Source organism: Winogradskyella ouciana, assembly GCF_965284585.1.
Taxonomy (GTDB): Bacteria; Bacteroidota; Bacteroidia; order Flavobacteriales; family Flavobacteriaceae; genus Winogradskyella; species Winogradskyella ouciana.
Genome location: NZ_OZ260095.1, coordinates 3,418,030 through 3,441,109, shown reverse-complemented (window position 1 = coordinate 3,441,109; position 23,080 = coordinate 3,418,030). Strand labels below are relative to the sequence as shown.

Annotated in this window: 23 protein-coding genes; 12 read left to right on the top strand and 11 right to left on the bottom strand. The window is 34.7% G+C overall.

Annotated elements, in window-relative coordinates; genetic code table 11:
- The 4 genes from ACQ65V_RS15335 to ACQ65V_RS15320 form a co-directional block, all read right to left on the bottom strand.
- A partial coding sequence (locus ACQ65V_RS15335) for an ABC transporter transmembrane domain-containing protein (RefSeq protein ID WP_430468598.1) occupies positions 1-602 on the bottom strand: 602 nt, incomplete at its 3' end.
- The gene (locus ACQ65V_RS15330; RefSeq protein ID WP_430468597.1) at positions 603-2,330 is read right to left on the bottom strand and encodes a phospho-sugar mutase; all 1,728 of its coding nucleotides are present in this window, start codon (positions 2,328-2,330) and stop codon (positions 603-605) included.
- A gap of 77 nt (positions 2,331-2,407) precedes the next feature.
- A complete protein-coding gene (locus tag ACQ65V_RS15325; protein WP_430468596.1) occupies positions 2,408-3,358 on the bottom strand; it encodes a glycosyltransferase family 2 protein in 951 nt (316 codons plus the stop codon).
- Positions 3,359-3,411: 53 nt separating this feature from the next.
- Complete coding sequence (locus ACQ65V_RS15320; protein ID WP_273289355.1) at positions 3,412-3,927, bottom strand: DUF4199 domain-containing protein; 516 nt, start codon at positions 3,925-3,927, stop codon at positions 3,412-3,414.
- 161 nt (positions 3,928-4,088) lie between these two features.
- Between ACQ65V_RS15320 and ACQ65V_RS15315 the strand changes: the two genes are divergently transcribed.
- The 4 genes from ACQ65V_RS15315 (at position 4,089) to ACQ65V_RS15300 (ending at position 7,020) form a co-directional block, all read left to right on the top strand.
- The gene (locus ACQ65V_RS15315) at positions 4,089-4,340 is read left to right on the top strand and encodes a type B 50S ribosomal protein L31 (protein ID WP_155089492.1); all 252 of its coding nucleotides are present in this window, start codon (positions 4,089-4,091) and stop codon (positions 4,338-4,340) included.
- A 145-nt stretch (positions 4,341-4,485) separates the two neighbouring features.
- A complete protein-coding gene (locus ACQ65V_RS15310) occupies positions 4,486-5,661 on the top strand; it encodes a GlmU family protein (RefSeq protein WP_430468595.1) in 1,176 nt (391 codons plus the stop codon).
- 5 nt (positions 5,662-5,666) lie between these two features.
- A complete protein-coding gene (locus ACQ65V_RS15305; protein WP_430468594.1) occupies positions 5,667-6,569 on the top strand; it encodes a TolB family protein in 903 nt (300 codons plus the stop codon).
- 1 nt (position 6,570) lies between these two features.
- Positions 6,571-7,020: a hypothetical protein gene (locus ACQ65V_RS15300; protein WP_430468593.1), complete on the top strand. Its 450-nt coding sequence runs from the start codon at positions 6,571-6,573 to the stop codon at positions 7,018-7,020.
- Here ACQ65V_RS15300 and ACQ65V_RS15295 read toward each other — a convergent pair.
- Positions 7,017-8,588 carry an ABC transporter substrate-binding protein gene (locus ACQ65V_RS15295; RefSeq protein WP_430468592.1) on the bottom strand — a complete coding sequence of 524 codons (1,572 nt, stop codon included), beginning with the start codon at positions 8,586-8,588 and terminating at the stop codon, positions 7,017-7,019. The genes ACQ65V_RS15300 and ACQ65V_RS15295 overlap by 4 nt on opposite strands.
- Before the next feature lie 123 nt (positions 8,589-8,711).
- Here ACQ65V_RS15295 and ACQ65V_RS15290 point away from each other — a divergent pair, with 123 nt between their 5' ends.
- Entirely contained in the window at positions 8,712-9,566 is an 855-nt protein-coding gene (locus ACQ65V_RS15290; RefSeq protein ID WP_430468591.1) for a T9SS type A sorting domain-containing protein, read from the top strand.
- 89 nt (positions 9,567-9,655) lie between these two features.
- The gene (mtaB, locus tag ACQ65V_RS15285; RefSeq protein ID WP_430468590.1) at positions 9,656-10,981 is read left to right on the top strand and encodes a tRNA (N(6)-L-threonylcarbamoyladenosine(37)-C(2))-methylthiotransferase MtaB; all 1,326 of its coding nucleotides are present in this window, start codon (positions 9,656-9,658) and stop codon (positions 10,979-10,981) included.
- A gap of 56 nt (positions 10,982-11,037) precedes the next feature.
- Here mtaB and ACQ65V_RS15280 read toward each other — a convergent pair whose 3' ends face one another.
- Positions 11,038-11,334, bottom strand: a complete 297-nt coding sequence (locus ACQ65V_RS15280; protein ID WP_155089499.1) for an N-acetyltransferase — start codon at positions 11,332-11,334, stop codon at positions 11,038-11,040.
- A 210-nt stretch (positions 11,335-11,544) separates the two neighbouring features.
- On the opposite strand from ACQ65V_RS15280, the gene ACQ65V_RS15275 reads away from it, so the two are divergent.
- The 3 genes from ACQ65V_RS15275 to cls are packed head-to-tail and all read left to right on the top strand — an operon-like array spanning position 11,545 to position 14,613.
- Positions 11,545-12,177: an alpha/beta fold hydrolase gene (locus ACQ65V_RS15275; RefSeq protein ID WP_155089633.1), complete on the top strand. Its 633-nt coding sequence runs from the start codon at positions 11,545-11,547 to the stop codon at positions 12,175-12,177.
- Between the two features lie 48 nt (positions 12,178-12,225).
- Entirely contained in the window at positions 12,226-13,161 is a 936-nt protein-coding gene (locus tag ACQ65V_RS15270; protein WP_155089500.1) for a lytic transglycosylase domain-containing protein, read from the top strand.
- A gap of 3 nt (positions 13,162-13,164) precedes the next feature.
- Positions 13,165-14,613, top strand: coding sequence for a cardiolipin synthase (gene cls, locus ACQ65V_RS15265; protein ID WP_430468589.1), 1,449 nt, complete (start codon positions 13,165-13,167; stop codon positions 14,611-14,613).
- A 2-nt stretch (positions 14,614-14,615) separates the two neighbouring features.
- On the opposite strand, the gene ACQ65V_RS15260 is transcribed toward cls, so the two are convergent.
- Positions 14,616-15,194 carry a DUF2892 domain-containing protein gene (locus ACQ65V_RS15260; protein WP_155089502.1) on the bottom strand — a complete coding sequence of 193 codons (579 nt, stop codon included), beginning with the start codon at positions 15,192-15,194 and terminating at the stop codon, positions 14,616-14,618.
- Between the two features lie 157 nt (positions 15,195-15,351).
- On the opposite strand from ACQ65V_RS15260, the gene rpmH reads away from it, so the two are divergent.
- From rpmH to ACQ65V_RS15245, 3 genes are all read left to right on the top strand, one after another.
- Positions 15,352-15,513 (top strand): 50S ribosomal protein L34, encoded by a 162-nt coding sequence (gene rpmH / locus ACQ65V_RS15255; RefSeq protein WP_155089503.1) that lies wholly within the window; start codon positions 15,352-15,354, stop codon positions 15,511-15,513.
- A 98-nt stretch (positions 15,514-15,611) separates the two neighbouring features.
- Positions 15,612-18,464 (top strand): carbamoyl-phosphate synthase large subunit, encoded by a 2,853-nt coding sequence (gene carB, locus ACQ65V_RS15250; RefSeq protein WP_430468588.1) that lies wholly within the window; start codon positions 15,612-15,614, stop codon positions 18,462-18,464.
- Between the two features lie 72 nt (positions 18,465-18,536).
- Positions 18,537-19,400: a T9SS type A sorting domain-containing protein gene (locus tag ACQ65V_RS15245; protein WP_430468587.1), complete on the top strand. Its 864-nt coding sequence runs from the start codon at positions 18,537-18,539 to the stop codon at positions 19,398-19,400.
- A 55-nt stretch (positions 19,401-19,455) separates the two neighbouring features.
- Here the strand turns inward: ACQ65V_RS15245 and ACQ65V_RS15240 are convergent, their stop codons facing one another.
- From ACQ65V_RS15240 to rmuC, 4 genes are all read right to left on the bottom strand, one after another.
- On the bottom strand, positions 19,456-20,004 hold the full coding sequence (locus tag ACQ65V_RS15240) for an acyl-CoA thioesterase (protein ID WP_430468586.1): 549 nt from the start codon (positions 20,002-20,004) through the stop codon (positions 19,456-19,458).
- A complete protein-coding gene (locus tag ACQ65V_RS15235) occupies positions 19,997-20,713 on the bottom strand; it encodes a DUF3307 domain-containing protein (RefSeq protein ID WP_430468585.1) in 717 nt (238 codons plus the stop codon). Before ACQ65V_RS15235 ends, ACQ65V_RS15240 begins: the two co-directional genes overlap by 8 nt.
- Positions 20,710-21,321 (bottom strand): SatD family protein, encoded by a 612-nt coding sequence (locus ACQ65V_RS15230; RefSeq protein WP_430468584.1) that lies wholly within the window; start codon positions 21,319-21,321, stop codon positions 20,710-20,712. The genes ACQ65V_RS15235 and ACQ65V_RS15230 overlap by 4 nt, the downstream gene beginning before the upstream one ends.
- A gap of 372 nt (positions 21,322-21,693) precedes the next feature.
- Entirely contained in the window at positions 21,694-23,016 is a 1,323-nt protein-coding gene (rmuC, locus tag ACQ65V_RS15225) for a DNA recombination protein RmuC (protein ID WP_430468583.1), read from the bottom strand.
- Between the last annotated feature and the right edge of the window lie 64 nt (positions 23,017-23,080).

Sequence of the window (23,080 nt, the reverse complement as noted above, 5' to 3'; positions counted from 1 at the left end):
GGTATGAATATAAATACAAAAATAGTAAGCTCTATACTTATCAGCACCATCATAATAATTGTAAAAATTATCATCAATGGCTCACGTACAATTAACTCTAATATAGATAAGAACGAGGACTGAATTTCTTGAACATCACTTGAAATACGAGCAATAGTATCTCCTTTGCGTTTTTCTGAATAATAAGAAACAGGAAGAACCATTATCTTTTCATAAAGCTTGTTCCTAATATCTCTTAGTACTCCATTTCTTAGAAAAGTTATAAAGTACATCGCTAAATAGGCAAAAATGTTTTTTAACAAGAACATTGTTATTACAAGACCTACCATGAAAATTAACACATCGTCATGACCTTCAATAGATTTTTGGGTTACAAAATAATTGAGGTAATTTTCGCCATAATCTTTGATGTTGCTTAAACCTGTCCATTCTGGTTTTACCATCAAAGGTTCAGTTTTTCCGAATAGCACATTAAGCATAGGAAAAAGTGATACCATTGATAATGTACCAAACAGAGCATAAAAAATATTACAAACAATATTTAATATGGCGTAGCCTTTATACGGTTTGGCAAAACCAAGAATTTGTCTAAAATAGTTCATCTATAGCTTCATGTCCTTTAGGATGGCGTCAATTCTATTTTCCAACAATTGCTCCTTTTCCTTAAAAGCAGACATATTGTCTAGTTTGGTGTTTACACTAACGTAGAATTTTATTTTTGGCTCGGTACCACTAGGTCGTAATGCAATTTTACTACCGTTTTCCGTATAGTAAATCAATACATTGGATTTTGGGATGTCAATCTGAGATTCGGTATCGTTTATAAGATCTTTTGCAATGGATAATTGATAATCCTCAACACGTACCACGTTAGAGCCATTGACTTCCTTTAGTGGATTTTCTCTAGCATCAATCATCATTTGTTTTATTTCTTGGGCACCTTCAATGCCTTTTTTGGTCAATGAAATTAAACGCTCTTTGTAGAAGCCATGTTTAACATATAAATCAATTAATTTTTCGTAAAGTGATTTGCCTTCAGCTTTAGCTTGTGCCGCAATTTCGCAGGCCAAAAGGGTAGAGGTAACGGCATCTTTATCTCGCACAAAATCACCAACCATAAAACCAAAACTTTCTTCGCCACCACCAATAAAATCGAGCTCAGGAAAATCCTTTATCATTTTGGCAATCCACTTAAATCCTGTTAAGCCAATTTTATACTCAACATTATAAGCATCAGCCAAAACGGACATCATTGGTGTGGACACAATAGTACTGGCAATAAATTGATTGCCATTTATTTTTCCTGAATTTTTCCATTGTTCTAAAAGGAAATCCGTCATTAATAACATGGTTTGGTTTCCATTTAGGATAACGAGCTCATTTTCCAAATTGCGAGTTACCACACCCAAACGATCACCATCTGGATCTGTGCCAATGACAATATCTCCATCTACTTTTTCGGCTAGTGCCATTGCCATTCTAAGCGCCTCAGGTTCTTCAGGGTTTGGTGATACAACTGTTGGAAAGTCACCATTAGGATCAGCCTGTTCTTCAACAATATTCACATTGGTGTAACCGGCACGATTTAACGTCTCGGGAATGGACATAATTGACGTTCCGTGTAAAGAGGTGAAAACCACATTCAAATTTTCTCTCGCTTCTTTGGATGTGTCAAAACTTCCATTTTTTATTGAATCGTTTATAAATACATCGTCAACAGCTTTACCTATGTATTCAATTAAACTGGAATTTGCTTCAAATTTAATTTCAGAATACTCTAGTTGGTTGATTTCCGTAATAATTTCACCGTCCTGTGGTGGTACTAATTGTCCACCATCTTGCCAATAGACTTTGTAACCGTTATATTCTGGTGGATTGTGTGAAGCCGTTAATACGATACCACAATGGCAACCTAAATGTTTTAATGCAAAAGACAACTCTGGTGTTGGTCTTAAATCTTCGAATAAAAAAACCTGGATTCCATTGGCAGAAAATACATCAGCTACTACTTTTCCAAAAGTCTTGCTATTATGCCTGCAATCGTATGCAATAGCAACTTTTACATTTTCATCTGGAAATGACGCGTTGAGGTAATTACTCAATCCCTGCGTATTCTTTCCTAACGTATATTTGTTAATACGATTGGTTCCTAGTCCCATTACACCTCGCATTCCGCCAGTACCAAACTCTAAATCCTTGTAAAAACTTTCTTCTAGCCCTTTGGGATCAGAAGCTATCATGTGTTTTATTTGGTCTTGGGTATCCTTATCAAATGTTGGAGTAAGCCAACTGTTGACGCGCTCTAAAATTTCAGGTTTAATGTAAATCATGGATAAACGGTGTTTATACTACAAATGTAAACATTTCGACTTTTTATGTTTACAAAGTACCCAGTAAAATGAGGATGTTAGGATAAATTAATATGATCTTTAATGTAATAGCGTTGCTCTTGGCGTTTGGTGCGTAAAATAAGTTCTCCTAAAAAGCCAGCAATAAAAAACTGGGAGCCAATAATCATGGTAGAAAGCGCTATATAAAACTGAGGTCTGTCAGTGATTAATCGACCACTTGGGTCAAAGAACAATTTGTCCAGTCCTAGATAAAGTGCAAACCCAAAACCGATGATAAACATTATAACTCCAAGTGCGCCAAAGAGATGCATTGGTCGTTTACCAAAGCGTGAAATAAACCAGATGGTAATGAGGTCTAAAAAGCCATTAATAAAACGATTCATCCCAAATTTGGTCTTACCATATTTTCTGGCTTGATGTTTCACCACCTTTTCACCAATATTGGTAAACCCTGCATTTTTTGCCAAAACAGGAATATAACGATGCATTTCGCCATACACATCAATATGTTTAACCACTTGATTTGAATAGGCTTTTAAGCCACAATTAAAATCGTGCAGTTTTACTTTAGAAGTTCGTCTTGCTGCCCAATTGAATAATTTTGAAGGTAAGTTTTTTGAGATAACAGAATCGTAGCGTTTCTTTTTCCAGCCTGAGACAAGATCATAACCTTCTGAAGTGATCATATTGTATAACTCAGGAATTTCTTCTGGATTATCCTGTAGATCAGCATCCATGGTAATAACCACATCGCCTTCTGCTTGTGCAAAACCTGCATGTAGCGCTTGTGACTTCCCAAAATTCTTTAAAAAACGAACCCCTTTAACATTTGGGTTGTTTTCCGATAGTTCAAAAATCACTTGCCAAGACTTATCAGTACTGCCATCATCGATGAACAGTATTTCGTAAGAAAACGAATTGGATTGCATCACAGACACAATCCAATTATGTAGTTCTTTTAAAGATTCTTCCTCGTTTAGTAGTGGTATTACTACTGATATGTTCATATAATGTTGTCTAAAGTCTAGACTTCAAAAATAAGAAATTATTTAAGGCTTACTTAAGAATTATTTTTCATTACTAATCCGGCAATCAATGACCAGATTAAACCAAAAAGTGCACTCATAGCAACCCAGAATGCAGAACCAATTAATGGATTGGTAAACATTTCAATCATTTTTATGCTTTGCTCCACTTGTTCTTCTGTCATGTTTGGATTCTCAAGCATTTTATCTTTAGCAACCTCCAATGCTTGTGCCATAAATTCTGGATCAATTACGTAGTTAAAAATAAAGCCATAGATTACATAAACGAGTGCACTCACCACAGCTATGGCTAAACCTACTTTTATAGCATCTCCTAAGCTCAAAACATTAGCATTAGCTTTTTTGTATTGCCCAATAGCATAAAAAATAACTACAGGGAATATAATGTAGTATAAATAATTTGGCCATTGCACTCCTTCTAGTGCCAAACCAGTAACATACATAATTACTGCAATAGATATCATTACTAGCCCTAAGATTAGACCATAGTTAAGCGCAAATTTACCAGCCTTTGGTTTTTGATGTTCCATAATTAAAATGAGTTTTAGTGGTTAATTGTTTAGTTAGTACTCAAATATAGTTATTTGTTACAGTAAATTGTAAAATAAAAATTATTAAAAAGATTGTACATTTATAAAAAATACTTAAATTTGCACCTCGAAAAAATCGAAAAATTTTAAAGCATTTAGTGATGAAAGCAGGAATACATCCAGAAAATTATAGAGTAGTAGCGTTTAAAGATATGTCTAACGAAGATGTGTTTTTAACTAAATCTACTGCAGAGACAAATGAAACTATTGAGGTTGAAGGTGTTGAATATCCATTAGTGAAATTGGAAATTTCTAGAACTTCTCATCCTTACTACACTGGTAAGTCTAAATTGGTAGATACAGCTGGTCGTATTGATAAATTCAAAAACAAATACGCTAAGTTTAAGAAATAAACCTAGTTCACAGATAAACGTTAAAAGCCTTTCTATATCAGAAGGGCTTTTTTGTTTTCTACAATTAAATTACTTTTGATACTGAAACAAGTATGATTTTCTAGAAAAGTTATTTCTGGCTTCGTGCTTCTAACTTCAAACTCTCATGAACTATATACTTTTCGACGGTCCATATCGCAACAATCTTCTGCCATTTACATATACCAGACCAGTCGCTGATATTAGAGTAGGTATTTTAACCATTCGCCAAAAATGGGAATCGTATTTAGAATATACCACAACCACAGTAACCGAGGATTATCTTTCGGATAAATTCCCAATGGTGGAAATGGAAGAGAACATTATGATAAATGCGTCTTTTTTACCTAATCTTGAAGTTGTTGAGATGGTGAAAAACCTTAGTCATAACCAAGCGGTTTTTAAAGGAGAAGATGTGATTGCTTTTTTCGCAAAAGAAGGAGAGGAGGTCACTGATTTTTCAACATTTGAAGCTGTGGAGTTTGCAGGAGACATTATAAAAATTGAACATACTTGGGATATATTCTCAAAAAATGGTGAAGCTATCGAGGAAGATTTTAGATTGATTACAAAGGATAGAAAATCAAAGCCTATTCCAGCAACGGTAAATACTATAAAGCCAGAAAATATTTTTATTGAGAAAGGTGCAAAGCTCAATTTTGTGACACTGAATGCAAGCTCAGGACCCATTTATATTGGTCGTGATGCTGAGGTAATGGAAGGCTCAGTGGTTAGAGGACCTTTTGCGCTTTGTAATAATGCTACCTTAAAATTGGCAACAAAAATTTATGGACCTACCACTGTTGGCCCTCATAGTAAGGTTGGAGGCGAAGTGAATAACTCTGTCCTTTTTGGATATTCCAATAAAGGTCATGATGGCTTTTTGGGAAATTCCGTTTTGGGAGAATGGTGCAACCTTGGTGCAGATACCAATAACTCTAACTTAAAGAACAATTATGCAGAAGTGCGCCTTTGGGATTACCAAACTGGTGGTTTTGCAAGAACCGGATTGCAATTTTGTGGACTCATGATGGGAGACCATAGTAAATGTGGCATCAACACCATGTTTAATACTGGTACGGTTGTTGGTGTAAGTGCTAATATCTTTGGAAGTGGTTTTCCTCGCAATTTTGTGCCAAGTTTTTCTTGGGGAGGAAGCAAAGGTTTTGTAACCTATAAAACCAACAAGGCGTTTGAAGTTGCAGAAGTTGTGATGGCAAGACGTAAAGAAGAATTTACCGATAAGGATAAAGCCATTTTAGAGCACGTTTTTGAAGAAACCAAACAATATAGAAGAGAATAGCTATTATGAAAGCCAAATTTACAATACTACTTTTACTAACCTTAGCCTATGGCTTTGCACAAAGCGAAGACGTTGAAGTAAAAAAACTAGAGATCAACACCAAACTCGATCATTTTGCAGCACGAGTGGTAGGCGATAAAATCTTCTTCAGCCATAATCTTACGACTAAACGAGGTCGCGCGATTAAGGATAAGTATGATGGATTTATTTACATTATGTACGAAGCTCCGTTAAGCGAAGATGGTGAAATTAAGGACGAAAAACCTGTCGTTAAGACAGAACTCGGCCGATTTAATATGTCTTCAGCCACATTTTCTAAAGATGGCAAATACATGTATTTTACAACAAACCACATCGATAAAGGGGAGAACAAGTTAAAAGGTGTTGAAACCTATAATTTACAAATAAGACGAGCAGAATATGTTGAAGGCAAAGGTTGGACCAATTTTGAAACATTGCCATTCTGTGACCCTAATCATAATTTTGCTCATCCTGCTTTAAGTCCAGATGGATCCACACTCTATTTCATTGCTGATGTAAAAGGAACAAAAGGCAAATCTGATTTATACAAGGTTTCAGTCTCTAATCATAAAACCTATGGTGAAATTACTCCATTAGGAGAAACTATCAATTCCTCACGTACCGAAATTTTTCCTTTTGTAAGTGCGGATAACAAACTGTATTTTACTTCAGATCGACGTGGCGGCAAAGGTGGTTTGGATATTTATGTTTATGATTTAGAATCTGGAGACGAGGAACAAGTTCCAGTATCTTTGGATGAACCTATTAACAGTAGAGGTGATGACTTTTCTTTCTTCTTGAATGACGATTTAACTACGGGTTATTTGTCCTCAAGGCGCTATAGAGGCGAAGGTGGCGATGATTTGTATTATTTTGAGAAGTTTTAGAATGAAAAGTACAATCAGAATATTTTGTGTAATTATTTTCTTTGGACTATTCAATTCGGTTAATGCTCAAAGAGATGTAAATGAAGATGAAATTATTGGATTTGCCTGTTACTATGCTGGAAGCCCTTCTAAAACTGTTATGAAATACTTCAAAAAAATAGCTAAAAAAGATTATAAGTGGATTTCAAATCGATTAATATCTGACAATAATGCTGAGAGATTTATGTCTGTTCTTTCTCTAGAAAAACTAAAGGATTTAAATAAATATGTCTTATCTGTAGATGAATCAAAGCTAATTAATAAGGTTAAAAAATCTGAGGATTTAGTATATGTTTGTGGTGGCTGTACATATTTTGAGTCATTAAGTCTAAATGACTTATTTGATAATGAAATGTCAGAATATGGTAAAGAATACTTAGGTCGAATAATTAGCCAGGTAAGTGATGATTAGTCACTTTTCCTAACACTCTTTAACTCCAACAAATTAGTAGCATTAATTCCCAATCCTTTAACCTCTTTTCTGGTAAATCGTACTACTTCATCATAAAACATCGGTACAATTGGTGCTGATGCCATCACTAGGGAATCCATTTTGGTGTAAAGCTGCGCTCGTAGTTCTGGGTTGGTTTCGAGATAGGCTGCTTCGTACATCGCATCAAATGCTTCGTTCTTAAAATGCGTGTAATTGGGACCGTTTGGTGCAAAGTTTTTGCTATAATAAAGCGATAGATAATTCTCAGCATCGGGATAATCGGCAATCCAACTTGCTCTAAAAAAGTCGAGTTGACCGTTGGCTTTTGCATCTTTTAAGCTTGATGCAGGTATCACATCAACATTGACGTTAATGCCTATTTTCTGAATTTCGCGCTGAATAAATTCACAAAAGCTGAGATAGTTGCTAGTTGTCGTTAAGGTGACTTCAGGATTTTGGATTCCAGTTTCCGATTTAAACTCTGCAATAAGTTGCTTTGCTTTTTCAGGTTGATATGTAAAACCAATGGAATCATCATAACCTGGCAACCCTTTTGGGATAAACCCTCCCGAAGCAGGAATCCCAATACCATTTCTCAAATACGTCATCATTTTTGCCCTGTCAAAACCCATGTTAATGGCTCTTCTTAGTTTTACGGATTGCAAAGCTTCAACGTCAGTTTCCATAAAAAACGCCAAATATTCAGTATTGAGATATGGCCCACGAATCATATTCACGTCATTGGCATATAGTTCACGCAATTTCCCGTCGGCTGTTAACACTTCATCTTTATAGGATGCATCCAGACCAGATACAAAATCAATATTGCCTTGGGCAAATTGTAAAAATTCACTTTGCTTGTCTGGTAAAAAGGTAATGGCTATGGCTTCGAGATAGGGTAATTGTTTTCCGTTGTTATCTTTTTCAAAATAATTGTTGTTACGTCTAAATACTAATTTTAAATTTTCTTCCCAACGCTTAAATTCAAATGGGCCAGTTCCAATAGGATGCGACCTAAAGTCATTGCCATAATGTTCTACTATTTCTTTGGGTACAACAGAACAATACTTCATGGTCAACAGACCCAAAAATGCAGGAAAAGGTTGTTTTAATTTTATTTGAAAAGTAGAATCGTTAATTGCTGAAAAACTTTCAACCTTCTGTAATACCCAACTTCCTGGAGAGGCTATCTTTTCATCTTTCAATCTATTAAAGCTATATTCAAAATCAGACGCTTTTGCAAGTCTTGTTGAGTCTGTACCGAATAGGTGATGCTTATGAAAATAAACATCCTTTCTTAAGCTAAATGAGTAAGTTGTAGCACTATCACCAATGGTCCAATCCTTCGCGATACAAGGCTTAACATTTAGTTGATCGTCCATCTGCACCAACCCATTAAAGAGTTGATGTGTAGCCCAAATATCTGCCAAATCTTTTGAGAATGCAGGGTCTAAAGAACCTATGTTTTTATGTTCGTTGTATCTAAAGACTAATGCATTATCTATTTTGTCTTCAGTTGAACAGGCTATAAGACATAACAACGGCATATAGAAGCAAAAGAAGTGATGTATTTTCAATTTGTAGATGTAAAAGTGTTTTAATCGATAAATAAAAGAAATTTAAATAAAAAACCTATCTTTAATAGATATTAATTAATCAATTTTTACTTTATGAAAAAAAACTACACAATTTTATTATTGCTTTTAGCTTTTAGCTTTACTTCTATAGCTCAGACTGTTTTAGTAGATCAGCCTGTTAATGGTACTTCAGGAATAATATCTGATGATATAGCCAATGTGGGAACATTTTCTGCCGATGATTTTGTTCTCAATGACACTTACATTATTGAGACTATTTTTGCACCAGGATTTGGATCTAATGGTTCAGATATAAGTGCTAATATGACGGGTTTAGATGTATACATTTATACAGATGCTGCTGGTATTCCTTCTTCAGACCCATCTAGTCCAGGTACTGGTGTTTTAGAAATAATTGATTTATCACCAACAGATCCTGCGTTAACAATATCTAATAATGAACTTACTATAGATGTTACTGCCGCTGTTGGATCAGATGTTGTTCTTTCAGCCGGAACATATTGGCTAGTGGTTGCTCCTAGAGTTCCTGCTGACGATGTGAGATGGAATTGGTTTGCTAGTGACCCTGGTGGAAATGCTCATTTAATAGATGAAGGAAACTTTGGTGGTTTGCCTTGGACAGATTTTACATCATTAGGATTAACTTTTGATTCTTTAGCGTTTACTATTTCAGGTTCTCCAGATTTAAGTGTAGAAGACCAGGCTTTAGAGTCGGTTAATATTTATCCTAATCCAGCAAAGGATATAATTAATATTGAAAATATTGATGATTTAGTGAGTGTTGAAATATATTCTGTTATCGGCAAGCAAGTATATAAGGGAGCAAGTGATACCTCTATAGATGTTTCTGGCTTAAATGCTGGAGTATATTTGTTAAAGTTAATTAATGAAACAGGGAGTACTACTAAACGTTTTTTAAAACAATAGTTTATTATATATGATCTTACTTAAAAAGAGTCCTTTTGATCAAAAGGACTCTTTTTTATTATCTTTGCCAGTCTTTTTAATAATTAATAATGAATAAAAAAGTCGCTTTTTACACTCTAGGCTGCAAGCTTAACTTCTCTGAAACTTCTACAATTGCTAGAAGTTTTAAGGATGAAGGGTTTGAGCGTGTGGATTTTAAAGACGAAGCAGACATTTATGTGATTAATACTTGCTCGGTTACCGAGAATGCAGATAAACGCTTTAAGACCATAGTAAAACAAGCGCAAAAGGTGAATCCTGATGCTTTTGTAGCGGCAATTGGTTGCTATGCACAATTAAAGCCAGAAGAGTTGGCGGATGTTAATGGTGTGGATTTGGTTTTGGGCGCTACAGAAAAGTTTAAGATTACAAACTACCTTAATGACCTTACCAAAAATGACTTTGGTGAGGTACATAGTTGCGAAATAGAAGATGCGGATTTCTACGTTGGTAGTTATTCTATTGGTGATAGAACGAGGGCATTTTTAAAAGTACAGGATGGTTGTGATTATAAATGCACATATTGTACCATTCCTCTGGCCAGAGGAATTTCGCGAAGTGACACCATGGAAAATGTGTTGAAAAATGCCAAGGAAATTTCTGAGCAAGGGATTAAGGAAATAGTCTTAACAGGTGTAAATATTGGTGACTACGGTAAAGGGGAATTTGGGAATAAAAAACACGAACACACATTTTTGGATTTAGTCACTGAGCTTGATAAAGTGAAAGGTATTGAACGTTTACGGATTTCATCCATCGAGCCCAACCTTCTAAAAAACGAAACCATTGAATTGGTTTCAAAGTCCAGAGCGTTTGTCCCACATTTTCATGTGCCCTTGCAAAGTGGAAGTAACGACATCCTTAAAAAAATGAAGCGTCGTTATATGAAAGAGTTATACGTGGATCGGGTTTCAAAAATAAAAGAAGTAATGCCACATGCTTGTATTGGAGTGGATGTTATTGTTGGTTTTCCTGGTGAAACGGACGAACATTACTTAGAAACGTATAATTTCTTAAACGAACTCGACATTTCCTATTTACACGTCTTTACTTACTCAGAGCGCGACAATACGGAAGCTGCAGAAATGGATGGAGTAGTGCCTAAAAATATAAGGTCTAAACGAAGTAAGATGTTACGAGGGCTTTCTGCTAAAAAAAGAAGAGCATTTTACGAAAAACAGATCGGCACAACAAGAACCGTTTTATTTGAAGGTGAAAACAAAGAAGGCTATATTCACGGATTTACAGAAAATTATGTAAAAGTGAAAACACCTTGGAATCCTGAATTGGTGAATACTTTGCATAAAGTAGAATTGACTAAAATAGATGAAGACGGCTTGGTGCGGTTTGAATTTATAGAAAGCTTAGTTGTATAAAAACAAAAACCCGAAACTTTTTCAATTTCGGGTTTTTGTTTTAATTTCTTTCTCAATTATATACGGATGCCAACTGGTAGCATACGTTTGTATTTTCTGTTGCTTCTTACAAATTTTGCAATTTCAGGACTTGTAGGAACTACACTTATGTTTCGTTCTTTAATGTCTTCAAATACCATTGCCAAAAACTCTTTTTCAAAATCTGAAGTTCTAATCGCTTCGGGAATAATCATTTTTGTTAAGAATATCTTACGCTCTTGCAAAGAGTACTCTATAACAGCCATCTCATTTTCAACCTTTAATTCATATTGACGCAGAAAGTCATTATCAATCAATTCAGCAGTGTCAGTCATATTTTTCTTTGTTTTAAGTTAGCGGTTGGCAAGTAGATACTATAAATTTACATAGTTTTGCTGTGCAAAGGTACAAAAAATCGATGAGACTTTTAGATTGTTGTTGTTAAAACCTTAAATTTTAAGCCATTATATTAACGCTTCAAAAATTTTAACCAAAAAAAAGTATATATCAAGTTGGCAAACACTAACCTTACACATGTATATTTAATGCCAGGTATGGCGGCAAATCCATCAATCTTTGAACATATTAGATTGCCTGAGGACTCCTATAAAATACACTGGTTAGAATGGCAAATACCAGATAAGAACGAAACTTTTGAAGCTTATGCCAAGCGTATGTGTGATTTTATTGAGCATGATAACTCTGTGCTATTGGGAGTTTCTTTTGGTGGTATGCTAGTGCAAGAGATGAGTAAGTTTTTAAATTTAAAAAAGCTATTTGTAGTTTCTAGCGTAAAGTGCCACCATGAGTTACCAAAACGATTAAAATTTCTTAAAATCACAAAAGCTTATAAAATATTACCAACAAGCTTGGCTAGTAATATCGATTTGTTGGCAAAATACGCATTTGGCGAGACCATAAAAAAACGAGTAGATTTATATAAAAAATACTTGTCTGTAAGCGATAAAGTCTATCTAGATTGGGCCATTAAACAAGTAGTGTGTTGGGACCAAGAAGAACCTCACCCAGACGCTATTTATATTCACGGAGATAAGGATATTGTTTTTCCGCACTCATGTGGTGGCAACTGCATAGTGCTAAAAGGGGGAACCCACATTATGGTGATTAATAAATACAAATGGTTTAACGAAAATCTACCAAAACTTATTGAGTCTTAGACTTGTATTATTCAATAGTTTTGTTACATTGTATAAAAAAATAATGCCATGCAAATCTTAAAGAATATATTAGCTATTATAGGATTAGTCTGTGTTTCGGGTCTTTTTATCTTTTCAGTACAAAAGGCGCCTTCAGACGAAACTATAGGAAAAGAATCACCACTTGTTAATGATTATAATGTCTATGCCTTAGAAATGCCAGAAGGGTTGAATTTTGCGGGTGAACTGGTGCCTGTTGAAAACCCAGATATTCATGAGCGTATGGACAGAGAACTTTTGGTAAACACATATTGGCAATCCAATGGTTTGCTGATGTTTAAGCGTGCACAGAAGTATTTCCCAATTATAGAGCCTATTTTAGAAAAAAATGGTGTACCAGATGATTTTAAATACCTAGCCGTAATTGAAAGTGGATTGACCAACGCTGTGTCGCCTGCTGGTGCAAGAGGGTTTTGGCAAATTATGAAAGCTACAGGTCGTGAAAACGGTTTAGAAGTTAACTCTAACGTAGACGAACGTTACCATTTAGAAATGGCAACTGAAGTTGCTTGTAAATATTTAAAGAAAGCAAAAGAACAGTTAGGCTCATGGACTTTGGCTGCGGCTGCCTATAATGCAGGTAATGCAGGAATATCGAGACGATTGGAAGAACAAGGCGTTAACGACTATTACGATTTACTCTTAGGTGAAGAAACAGGTCGCTATATGTTTAGAATAGTTGCACTAAAAGAGATTTTAAGTAATCCTTCTAAATATGGATTTAACTTTAACAAAAGTGATTTATATACTTATATCCCAACCTATAAAGTCGAAGTTGATACTGCAGTAACCGATTTTGCAAGTTTTGCTAAACGTTTTGGGATTAATTACAAAATATTAAAGATTCACAATCCTTGGCTAAGAGAACCGCATCTAAATAATAAGTCAAGAAAATTATACACTATTGAGATTCCGAAGGATGGCTATTATAAAACCAATCCTTAAACTTTGGATTTTATAAAAGATCATATCTGGCAGATTTTAATAGGGCTAAACTACATTTTAGCCCTTTCTGCTGTTGTAACCATTTTGTTTAAAAGGCTTAATCCTACAAAGACTTTAAGTTATATTATCGGGCTGTTGGTTTTTCCATTTGTGGGTTTGATTTTCTATTACCTTTTTGGGCAAGAATATCGTAAAACAAAGATGTTTAGTAGAAAAAACGTACTAAACCAATCTGTTGTTAAAAAGATTCAAGAAGAACTTGAGTTAGATACAAAAGATATAGACAAAGTTGATGAAGTTTTAGACGAAAAATCCAAATTAATTCCACTTTTGTATAATAGTGAAAAGTCTAAGTTAACCATAAACAATGAGGTTACCCTTATAAAAAACGGTGATGAAAAATTTAAAATTTTAATTGAAGATCTTAAAAATGCTGAGTATCACATTCACATGGAATACTTCATTATAAAAGACGATAAAATAGGAACTGAAGTATTGGATATACTATGCGATAAGGCTATAAATGGAATTGAGGTAAGAATTGTAATCGATGATGTCGGGAGTTCTATTTCTTCAAAAATGAAAAATAAACTCAAGGATGCTGGCGTAGAAATGCATTCATTTATGCCAGTGTTATTTTCTGGATCTACAGGACGTATGAACTACCGCGACCACAGAAAAATAATCGTTATCGACGGAAAAATTGGTTATGTCGGGGGTATTAATATTTCAGATAATTACGTCAATGCAAACAATGACCGCTATTGGAGAGATACACACATCAAAATTATTGGAGAAGCTGTAAAACCGCTTCAGATATTGTTTTTTACAACTTGGGATTTTGCAAGTGGAACAGAGCTAAAAATTTCCAAAACTTATTTTCCAGAGCATAATTGTAAAGAGAATGTGCCCTTACAAATTGCCGCTAGCGGACCAGACACCGATTGGTCTAATATTATGGAGGCAATTTTCGTGGCTATTACCAATGCCGAAGCCCATATTTATATAACCACACCTTATTTAATTCCTAATGACGAAATTATTACAGCACTTCAAGTAGCTGCGCGTAGCAATTTAGATGTAAAGATTATCATACCTAAAAAGTCTGATTCTTGGGTTGCAGAGTACGCCACTAATTCCTATATAGAGGTGTTGATTGAAGCTGGAGTAGAAATTTATCAGTATACCAAAGGCTTTGTACATGCAAAGACCATGATAGTTGATGGTGTTTTTAGCACTGTTGGTACTGCCAATCTAGATTATAGGAGTTTCAATATTAATTTTGAAGTAAATGCACTGATATATGATGAAGCTTTTAGCAAACAGCTTACAGAACTTTTTAATGAAGATCTAAAAGACTGTGATAAAATTTACTACCAAAACTGGAAAAACAGATCTAAGTTTATAAAGTTTAAAGAGTCAATGGCTAGGTTAGCAGCTCCGCTACTATAAATTTATCTTCTACTTCTACGATTTTGTCTTGAAGAAGTTGGTTGGCCATAATGTTGTCTTGGTATTGAAGCTTTTTTCATTTGTTGTTTCATCATTTTTATCTGTTCAGCTAACATATTACGTTTATCCAAGTTTTCTGCTTCAGTTAATAACTTCTGAGCTTCTTGCTTACGACGTTTAGAAAATGCAATACCTGCCAAATTCAACTTTGCCATTGCCAAATCATGGTCCATAGACAAACCTAAGTTTATGGCTTTCTTAAAATATTTTTCGGCTTCGTTCATATTGGTTTGCGAAACCATAATACCATTTAAGTAATTTAAGTAGCCCTGTTGCTTTTTTACTAAAGCCGCTTCAGGATTTTTTATTTTATCTAACCATTTTTTAGCACCTTCAAAATCTTGCTTTCGCAATCTAAAAAATGCCATTAGAATCATTTCATTCTTAAAGTAAAGAAAAATGAATATGGTTGAAAGAAGTATAAACATAATACCATTACCTATATAGCCTTCGGTAAATTGGAATATGGCATAACCAATTATTAATGCAGCAATGACTAATTTTATATTTTTATTGAACATATATCATGTGTTTTTTAAGGTTGGCAAAGTTAATAAAATTCTATCGAAATAATTTTATTTATAGACTTGCGAAAGTAAAAACTTGTTGTATATTTGCACCCAGTTTTGAGATAGCTCTCAACAATAAAAAAGATTATAAGATTTAAAAAGATAAGACATGCCAAAAAGAACGTTTCAACCGTCTAAAAGAAAGAGAAGAAACAAGCACGGTTTCAGAGAAAGAATGGCTTCTGTTAACGGAAGAAAAGTTTTAGCACGTAGAAGAGCTAAAGGAAGAAAGAGATTGTCTGTATCTTCAGAATTAAGACATAAAAAATAATGATTAACAATTGTTAATATTTTAAAGGTGTTACTTAGGTGTAACGCCTTTTTTTATACCCTATTGATATTTATTTTTGCAAACCAAAAGATATTCACATGCCAAAAAACAAAAACATCAAGTCTATATTACTTATCGGTTCGGGTCCAATAATTATTGGTCAAGCCTGCGAATTTGATTATTCAGGATCTCAAGCTCTACGGTCGTTACGTGAAGACGGAATAGAAACAATTCTTATCAATTCTAATCCGGCTACCATTATGACAGACCCTACAATGGCAGACCATGTTTACTTATTACCTCTTACGACAAAGTCTATTATTAAAATTTTAAAGGAGCATCCACATATTGATGCTGTATTACCAACTATGGGTGGACAGACCGCTTTAAATTTATGTATAGAGGCTGACGAAAAAGGTATTTGGGAAGATTTTAATGTTGATATTATAGGAGTTGATATTGATGCTATAAACATTACTGAGGACAGGGAAAAGTTTAGAGAATTAATGTTGCAAATAGGTGTGGGTATGGCACCACAGGCTACAGCGACGTCTTTCTTGAAAGGAAAAGAAATAGCGCAAGAATTTGGTTTCCCTTTGTGTATTAGAGCCTCTTTCACTTTAGGAGGTGCAGGAGCTTCAATAGTATATGACGAGAAGGAATTTGATGAAGCTTTAACCAGAGGGTTGGAAATTTCGCCTATTCATGAGGTAATGATTGACAAAGCCCTATTGGGATGGAAAGAATATGAACTAGAGTTATTACGCGATAAAAACGATAATGTTGTTATCATCTGTACTATTGAGAATATGGATCCTATGGGCATCCATACAGGTGATTCCATTACGGTGGCTCCAGCTATGACCTTATCGGATAAAACATTTCAAAAAATGCGTGATATGGCCATTCATATGATGCGTAGCATTGGAGATTTTGCTGGTGGTTGTAATGTGCAATTTGCTGTAAGTCCTGATGAGGAGGAAGATATTATTGCTATAGAAATTAATCCTAGAGTATCACGCTCTTCAGCTCTGGCAAGTAAAGCAACAGGATATCCTATTGCAAAGATTGCAGCAAAATTAGCTTTAGGGTACACGTTAGATGAGTTGGATAATCAGATTACTAAATCTACATCTGCATTATTTGAGCCAACCTTAGATTATGTCATCGTAAAGATTCCACGATGGAATTTCGACAAGTTCGAAGGTTCTGACAGAACGTTAGGTCTACAGATGAAAGCCGTTGGAGAAGTAATGGCTATTGGTCGTTCGTTTCAAGAAGCACTACATAAAGCCACACAATCATTAGAAATAAAGCGTAACGGTTTAGGTGCAGATGGAAAAGGTTATAAGAATTACGATCAAATAATTGAAAAACTAACTCGCGCAAGTTGGGACAGGGTTTTTGTGATTTATGATGCCATACAAATGGGAATTCCTTTGAGTCGTATTCACGAAATCACAAAAATTGATATGTGGTTCTTAAAGCAATATGAAGAGCTATATCATTTGGAGAAAGAGATTTCAACCTATACGATTGATAACATAGATAGAGAATTGTTGCTTGAGGCAAAACAAAAAGGCTATGGTGACAGACAAATTGCACATATGCTTAAGTGTCTGGAAAGTGAAGTTTACAACAAGCGTAGAGAGCTAAATATCAATCGTGTTTATAAACTGGTTGATACTTGTGCGGCTGAGTTTAAAGCGCAGACACCATATTATTATTCAACTTTTGAAAGTGAGGTTGAAACTGCAGATGGTGTTATGTCTGTAGCTAATGAAAGTGTGGTCACTGATAAAAAGAAAGTCATAGTATTGGGTTCTGGTCCAAACAGAATTGGTCAGGGAATTGAGTTTGACTATTGCTGTGTACATGGTGTTTTGGCTGCAGCTGAATGTGGTTACGAAACCATAATGATAAACTGTAATCCAGAAACGGTTTCTACAGATTTTGATATAGCGGACAAGTTATATTTTGAACCTGTGTTCTGGGAACATATCTACGATATTATTCAACATGAAAAACCAGAAGGTGTTATTGTGCAGCTTGGTGGTCAGACTGCATTGAAATTGGCGGAAAAACTAGATCGCTATGGTATAAAGATTATGGGAACTAGTTATGAGTCATTGGATTTGGCTGAAGACAGAGGAAGCTTTTCAAAGCTGCTAAAAGAAAATAATATTCCTTACCCAGAATTTGATGTTGCAACTTCGGCAGATGAAGCATTGGCGATTGCAGATGTTCTTGACTTCCCGATATTGGTGAGACCGTCTTATGTTCTTGGAGGACAAGGCATGAAGATTGTTATCAACAAACAAGAATTAGAAGAACATGTCATTGATTTATTAAAATCTATTCCTGGTAATAAATTATTGTTAGATCATTATTTAGATGGAGCTATAGAAGCTGAAGCTGATGCCATTTGTGATGGCGAGAATGTTTACATTATAGGTATAATGGAACACATCGAACCTTGTGGTATACATTCTGGAGATAGTAACGCTACGTTACCACCATTTAATTTAGGTGAGTTTGTAATGCAGCAGATTAAGGACCACACCAAAAAAATTGCTTTGGCTTTAAATACTGTTGGATTAATCAATATTCAATTCGCCATAAAAGATGATACGGTTTATATCATTGAAGCCAATCCAAGAGCATCTCGTACAGTACCTTTTATTGCAAAAGCTTACAAAGAACCTTATGTAAATTATGCGACTAAAGTTATGTTGGGTGAGAAAAAGGTAACAGACTTTAATTTTAATCCTCAATTAGATGGTTACGCCATTAAACAGCCTGTATTCTCATTTAATAAATTCCCAAATGTGAATAAGAAACTTGGGCCAGAAATGAAGAGTACAGGTGAAAGTATCTTGTTTATAGATAGTTTAAAGGATGATGAGTTTTATGACTTATATTCTCGACGTAAGATGTACTTAAGTAAGTAAATTTTCACGCTTTTCGATTAAGTGCAAAGTTATGTCACTAATAATTATTAACTTAGCTTAAAATTATATTAGATGAAAAGAACATTACTTTTATTTTCTTTATTGTTTACTGTATGTACACTTTATGGTCAGGTAACTTTAAATCAAGTTGATGATTTTCAAGATGGTACAACACAAGAATGGAGAATAGGTGGTGCAGGTAATGCAACTAATGGACCTGTTAACGTACCAGATGAGGGACCAGCTGGTGCTGGTGATAATTGCTTGCAGTATACTTCTCTTGGAGGTGGTGGTGTTGCTAGCAAAATGATTTTTTATTCCCAAAATCAGCAGTGGAGTGGAGACTATTCTTCTGAAGGGGTAGATCAAATCACTATGGATGTAAAAGTACAAACCAATGATCTTAATCTAAGAATTGCTATGCAAGGCACCAATGGTACTAGAATTTGTTCTACAAGTGCCATTAATGTTGCAGCAGGTGGTGCATGGATGTCAATTACTTTTCCTATAGATCCTTCTAACTTTACCGTAGTAAGTGGCGGTGGCGATGCGGCTTCAGTATTGTCAGATGTTTTTACAGTTCGTATTTTAAGTAGTTCTTCTCCAACTTGGGATGCACCTGATGTTATTTCAGCTGTGATTCAAGTGGATAATATTACGGCATCATCATCTTTGAGCACAACAGAATTTGAAAGTCAGAATAGGGAATTGATGATTTCACCTAATCCTGCTAAGGACAAATTGAATATTACTTTGCCATCTGGTAGTAATGATATGAAACTAGAAGTATTTGATGTGTTGGGTAAACGTGTTTATAACGGATTATTGACTCAATTAGAATCTTCTGTAAATGTTTCTAGATGGAAAAGTGGAGTGTATTTGGTAAGGATTTCAAATAATTCAACAACACAGACTAAACGTTTTATAAAACAATAGAGATATAGAATTTATCAAATAGAGAAGCGATCAATTTTGGTCGCTTTTTTTATTTTTAATAATCAGTAGGAAGCTCAATTTTAACTCTATAATTTTTTAGCTGTTCAAGGTAATTTTCAAGAGTAAAGGTAGCATGGTTAAACTCTTGTTGACGAGCTTTTTTTGTTGATGCTCGTTTAATGGCTTTTAAAAACCGTAAAACTTCTGTTTTATCGTTTAGTATTAAGCCGGGCACTTCAATAGATTTTCCATTTTCACCTTTGGCTACCATGGTAAAATATGAAGAGTTACAGTGTTTCTTGTTTCCGGATTGTATGTGTTCAGATTCTACCCTTATACCAACAACCATTGATGTTCTACCTACATAATTAACGGAAGCTTTCATAGTGACTAAATCACCGACTTCAATTGGGTTTATAAAATCTACGGTATCTACGGACGCGGTTACACAATAAGCGCCAGAATGTTTAGAAGCACAGGCAAAGGCAATCTGATCCATTAGGTTTAATATATAGCCACCATGGATTTTTCCACTAAAATTAGAATGGGACGGTTGCATTAGCTGCGAAATGCTTACACGAGAAGAGTCAACTGTTTTATGCATAATGTTGAAGGTTGAGGTATACTAAACTAGTAATTATTGCAATACCAAAGCTAATTAGTGTACCAATGAGTATATACTCCGTTAGCTTTCGCTCTTTTGAAGCTGTTAAATCACCAAACCTAAATACAGATTTAGCTGTGATTAAAAACCCAACGGCTTCCCAATGCCCAACAACAATAAATATAAAAACCAGCAAACGCTCTAAAATACCGATGTATTTACCAGCATCTTTAAGAGATTCATTGCCCTTGGTCAATTTTGAAATATCCCATTTGGAGAATATGGTTTTCATTATTATTGAGGTAGGCATGGTTAGAAAAATAGCACAGATAATTAGTAGCAGTATTTTTGGACTAAACATTAACGTGAATGCAAAATCACCTTCAAATAAAAGGATAGTCAAAACAAAGATTGAAGCCAAATGGAACAGTTGGTCTGCAAAAAAGAAGAATCGCTTTGTTTTCTTCTTTTGCAACAAGAGTTTTATGGCATCAATAACTAAATGTGAGGCACCAATCAATAGGATTAAATTGGTATAAGATAAATCCCAAACAATGAGGAGCATTAAAGCTACATGGATGATTACATGAATATATAACCAAACCGATTTTAATTTTTTCTTCTCTTTATCCTTTACCCATTTTTGTGACTGCAAAAAGAAATCACCAATAAGATGAGCCAATATTAGTTTAAGGATTAATATCGTCATAATTGTGCTATTTTTTGTCTATATAAATTATCCAATGCCATAATTTCGTCTAGATGAGCGCGTTTTTGTCGTTTACTCACGGCGTCTTGACTTATATCAATTAATTTGGCGAGTTCAGATTGAATCAAATTTGGGTTTTCTAAGCTTAGCTTCACAATTTCCGCTGAATTAACGGTCCAATTATCCATACTTATTAACGCTAGTCTAAAATATAAATTTAGTTCTTCGTTGAGTTCTGGATTTTTGGTTTTAATTTTTAGATTTTGTTTCTCCTTTTTCAAAGTTTCGAATGTTTCCCCCGAAAAAACAAATGCTTCTCCATTAGATTCGCTAACAGAATTTCCTTCGTAATCTTTTGTCCCAATGCCTATGGACATTCTTACGTCTAAACCTTTTATGGTTTTGATACATGCTTTAATATAAACCGCATGTTCAAAACTGTTATAAGGATCTCTGCATTCATATTGAAAACTGTCGCCACGATATATTTCGTAATAGGATTTGTCTGAAGACACCATATTTAGGGCATATTTGAGTTGCTCTATCCAAATACTTTGGTCTGATATATTCCTGGATTTAATAATATCTCCCGTAATAACACTAGTCATACCACATATTATTTATTCAAATATATGCCTTTAAAACGGAATAAACAAATTTATTCCTTAAAAACGGAATATTTTTAATTATGCTTTATTTATGGAATATAAATTAAGAGTTTTTATTCAAAATCTTTCTCATGCCATCTATTGCGGATGCCATATTCGGTCTCTGTTTTTTTAAACAAACCAATTAAAAGAAGTATTATTCCCAGAAAGCCAAAGATTAAGCACAAAAACAAGTTGAGGTCGTTGTTTTCTGAAAACATATAATCTGTAAATAAACCCACTATACAAAGGCAGATTAAGCTAATTCCAATAATTAAAATTCTAGCGTAATAGAACCGAAGTGTCCATTTGTAAATAGTGTCGATAGTTTTTTTATTCAAAATCTTCAGAAGCTCTTTTTATAATTTTCTCAGGTAATGCTTTTTTAGCTTTCGCCCCCATTTTCTTTATTTTCTCAACGCGCGAAATAAGATTGCCCTTACCTTCAACCAACTTATTCATAGCCGACGAATAGTCGTTTTTAGCTGCATCTATTTTTTTGCCAACACCAGTTAAATCGGTTACCAAACCTTCAAACTTATCATAGAGTGCACCAGCTTGTCTCGCAATCTCAATAGCATTTTGCTGTTGCTTTTCATTGTTCCACATGGTATCAATAGTGCGCAACGTGGCCAAAAGGGTAGAAGGTGTAACGATGACAATATTTTGCTCAAATGCTTTGTTGTAAAGTGTATTGTCTTCATTAATGGCTACAGCAAAAGCAGGCTCAATAGGAATAAACATCAACACAAAGTCTGGAGATTCTATATCATATAAATCGTGATAATTCTTAGCGGAAAGATCGTCAACATGCTTTTTTATAGAATTTACATGCGCTTTTAGATACATAGCTCTCTCCTCATCCTCGGCATTTACCAACTGCTCATAAGCCGTTAATGACACTTTAGAGTCAATAATCATTTTCTTTGAATCGGGAAGGTGCAATACCACATCTGGCATTACGCGACTTCCGTCGTCGCGAGTAAAGTTCTGTTGAACAAAATACTCTCTATCCTTTTCCAGTCCAGATTTCTCTAAAACACGCTCTAAAACCAATTCGCCCCAATTTCCTTGTGTTTTACTGTCACCTTTTAAGGCTTTGGTTAAATTGGTAGCTTCAAGTGCCATTTGCTGGTTAAGATCTTTTAAGCCCAATAATTGTTCCTTTAAAGCCGAATGCATACTAATGCTTTCCTTCTGTGAATCTTCAACTTTCTTTTCAAAAGTTTTTATCTTTTCTTCAAGCGGATTGAGGATGTTTTTGATGTTCTCTTTGTTCTGAAGTGTGAATTTTTCGGATTTTTCATCCAAAATTTTAGACGCCATCAATTCAAAATCCTTTCTGAGTTGTTCTTGTTGTTTGGCTAACTCTTCGTCTCGCTTCAAATTATGTTGCTGAAGGTTCTCATATTCGGTATTTCGTCTAGATAATTCGGTATTTAAAAAGTCTTTCTCTCTTCTAATAGTTTCGCGATCCGTTTCAATTTTCTCTACAGTCTGTTTGAGCTCTCCAATGATATTATTAAGTTGAAGCTGACGTTCTTCAAGGGCACTTTTGTCACCTTTGCTTTTGAGTTGTGCAAACTTAAGCCCAATAAATGCGCCAATTCCTGCTGAAAAAATGATAGCTATAAATAGAATAAGTGTGTCGTTCATATTGAAAAAGAGAATTTATCAAAGATACATTTTTAGCTCGAAGTTTGAAGCATGAAGCCCGAAG

What these genes read in the sequence shown, in the direction of transcription:
- ACQ65V_RS15295 (WP_430468592.1), bottom strand. Translation starts at nt 8,588, where the DNA reads ATGCCGTTGTTATGTCTTATAGCCTGTTCAACTGAAGACAAAATAGAT.
- mtaB (WP_430468590.1), top strand. Translation starts at nt 9,656, where the DNA reads ATGAATAAAAAAGTCGCTTTTTACACTCTAGGCTGCAAGCTTAACTTC.
- ACQ65V_RS15330 (WP_430468597.1), bottom strand. Translation starts at nt 2,330, where the DNA reads ATGATTTACATTAAACCTGAAATTTTAGAGCGCGTCAACAGTTGGCTT.
- ACQ65V_RS15260 (WP_155089502.1), bottom strand. Translation starts at nt 15,194, where the DNA reads ATGTTCAATAAAAATATAAAATTAGTCATTGCTGCATTAATAATTGGT.
- ACQ65V_RS15315 (WP_155089492.1), top strand. Translation starts at nt 4,089, where the DNA reads ATGAAAGCAGGAATACATCCAGAAAATTATAGAGTAGTAGCGTTTAAA.
- ACQ65V_RS15290 (WP_430468591.1), top strand. Translation starts at nt 8,712, where the DNA reads ATGAAAAAAAACTACACAATTTTATTATTGCTTTTAGCTTTTAGCTTT.
- ACQ65V_RS15300 (WP_430468593.1), top strand. Translation starts at nt 6,571, where the DNA reads ATGAAAAGTACAATCAGAATATTTTGTGTAATTATTTTCTTTGGACTA.
- ACQ65V_RS15305 (WP_430468594.1), top strand. Translation starts at nt 5,667, where the DNA reads ATGAAAGCCAAATTTACAATACTACTTTTACTAACCTTAGCCTATGGC.
- ACQ65V_RS15310 (WP_430468595.1), top strand. Translation starts at nt 4,486, where the DNA reads ATGAACTATATACTTTTCGACGGTCCATATCGCAACAATCTTCTGCCA.
- ACQ65V_RS15245 (WP_430468587.1), top strand. Translation starts at nt 18,537, where the DNA reads ATGAAAAGAACATTACTTTTATTTTCTTTATTGTTTACTGTATGTACA.
- ACQ65V_RS15280 (WP_155089499.1), bottom strand. Translation starts at nt 11,334, where the DNA reads ATGACTGACACTGCTGAATTGATTGATAATGACTTTCTGCGTCAATAT.
- rmuC (WP_430468583.1), bottom strand. Translation starts at nt 23,016, where the DNA reads ATGAACGACACACTTATTCTATTTATAGCTATCATTTTTTCAGCAGGA.
- ACQ65V_RS15270 (WP_155089500.1), top strand. Translation starts at nt 12,226, where the DNA reads ATGCAAATCTTAAAGAATATATTAGCTATTATAGGATTAGTCTGTGTT.
- ACQ65V_RS15240 (WP_430468586.1), bottom strand. Translation starts at nt 20,004, where the DNA reads ATGCATAAAACAGTTGACTCTTCTCGTGTAAGCATTTCGCAGCTAATG.
- carB (WP_430468588.1), top strand. Translation starts at nt 15,612, where the DNA reads ATGCCAAAAAACAAAAACATCAAGTCTATATTACTTATCGGTTCGGGT.
- ACQ65V_RS15325 (WP_430468596.1), bottom strand. Translation starts at nt 3,358, where the DNA reads ATGAACATATCAGTAGTAATACCACTACTAAACGAGGAAGAATCTTTA.
- ACQ65V_RS15275 (WP_155089633.1), top strand. Translation starts at nt 11,545, where the DNA reads ATGCCAGGTATGGCGGCAAATCCATCAATCTTTGAACATATTAGATTG.
- ACQ65V_RS15235 (WP_430468585.1), bottom strand. Translation starts at nt 20,713, where the DNA reads ATGACGATATTAATCCTTAAACTAATATTGGCTCATCTTATTGGTGAT.
- ACQ65V_RS15320 (WP_273289355.1), bottom strand. Translation starts at nt 3,927, where the DNA reads ATGGAACATCAAAAACCAAAGGCTGGTAAATTTGCGCTTAACTATGGT.
- rpmH (WP_155089503.1), top strand. Translation starts at nt 15,352, where the DNA reads ATGCCAAAAAGAACGTTTCAACCGTCTAAAAGAAAGAGAAGAAACAAG.
- ACQ65V_RS15230 (WP_430468584.1), bottom strand. Translation starts at nt 21,321, where the DNA reads ATGACTAGTGTTATTACGGGAGATATTATTAAATCCAGGAATATATCA.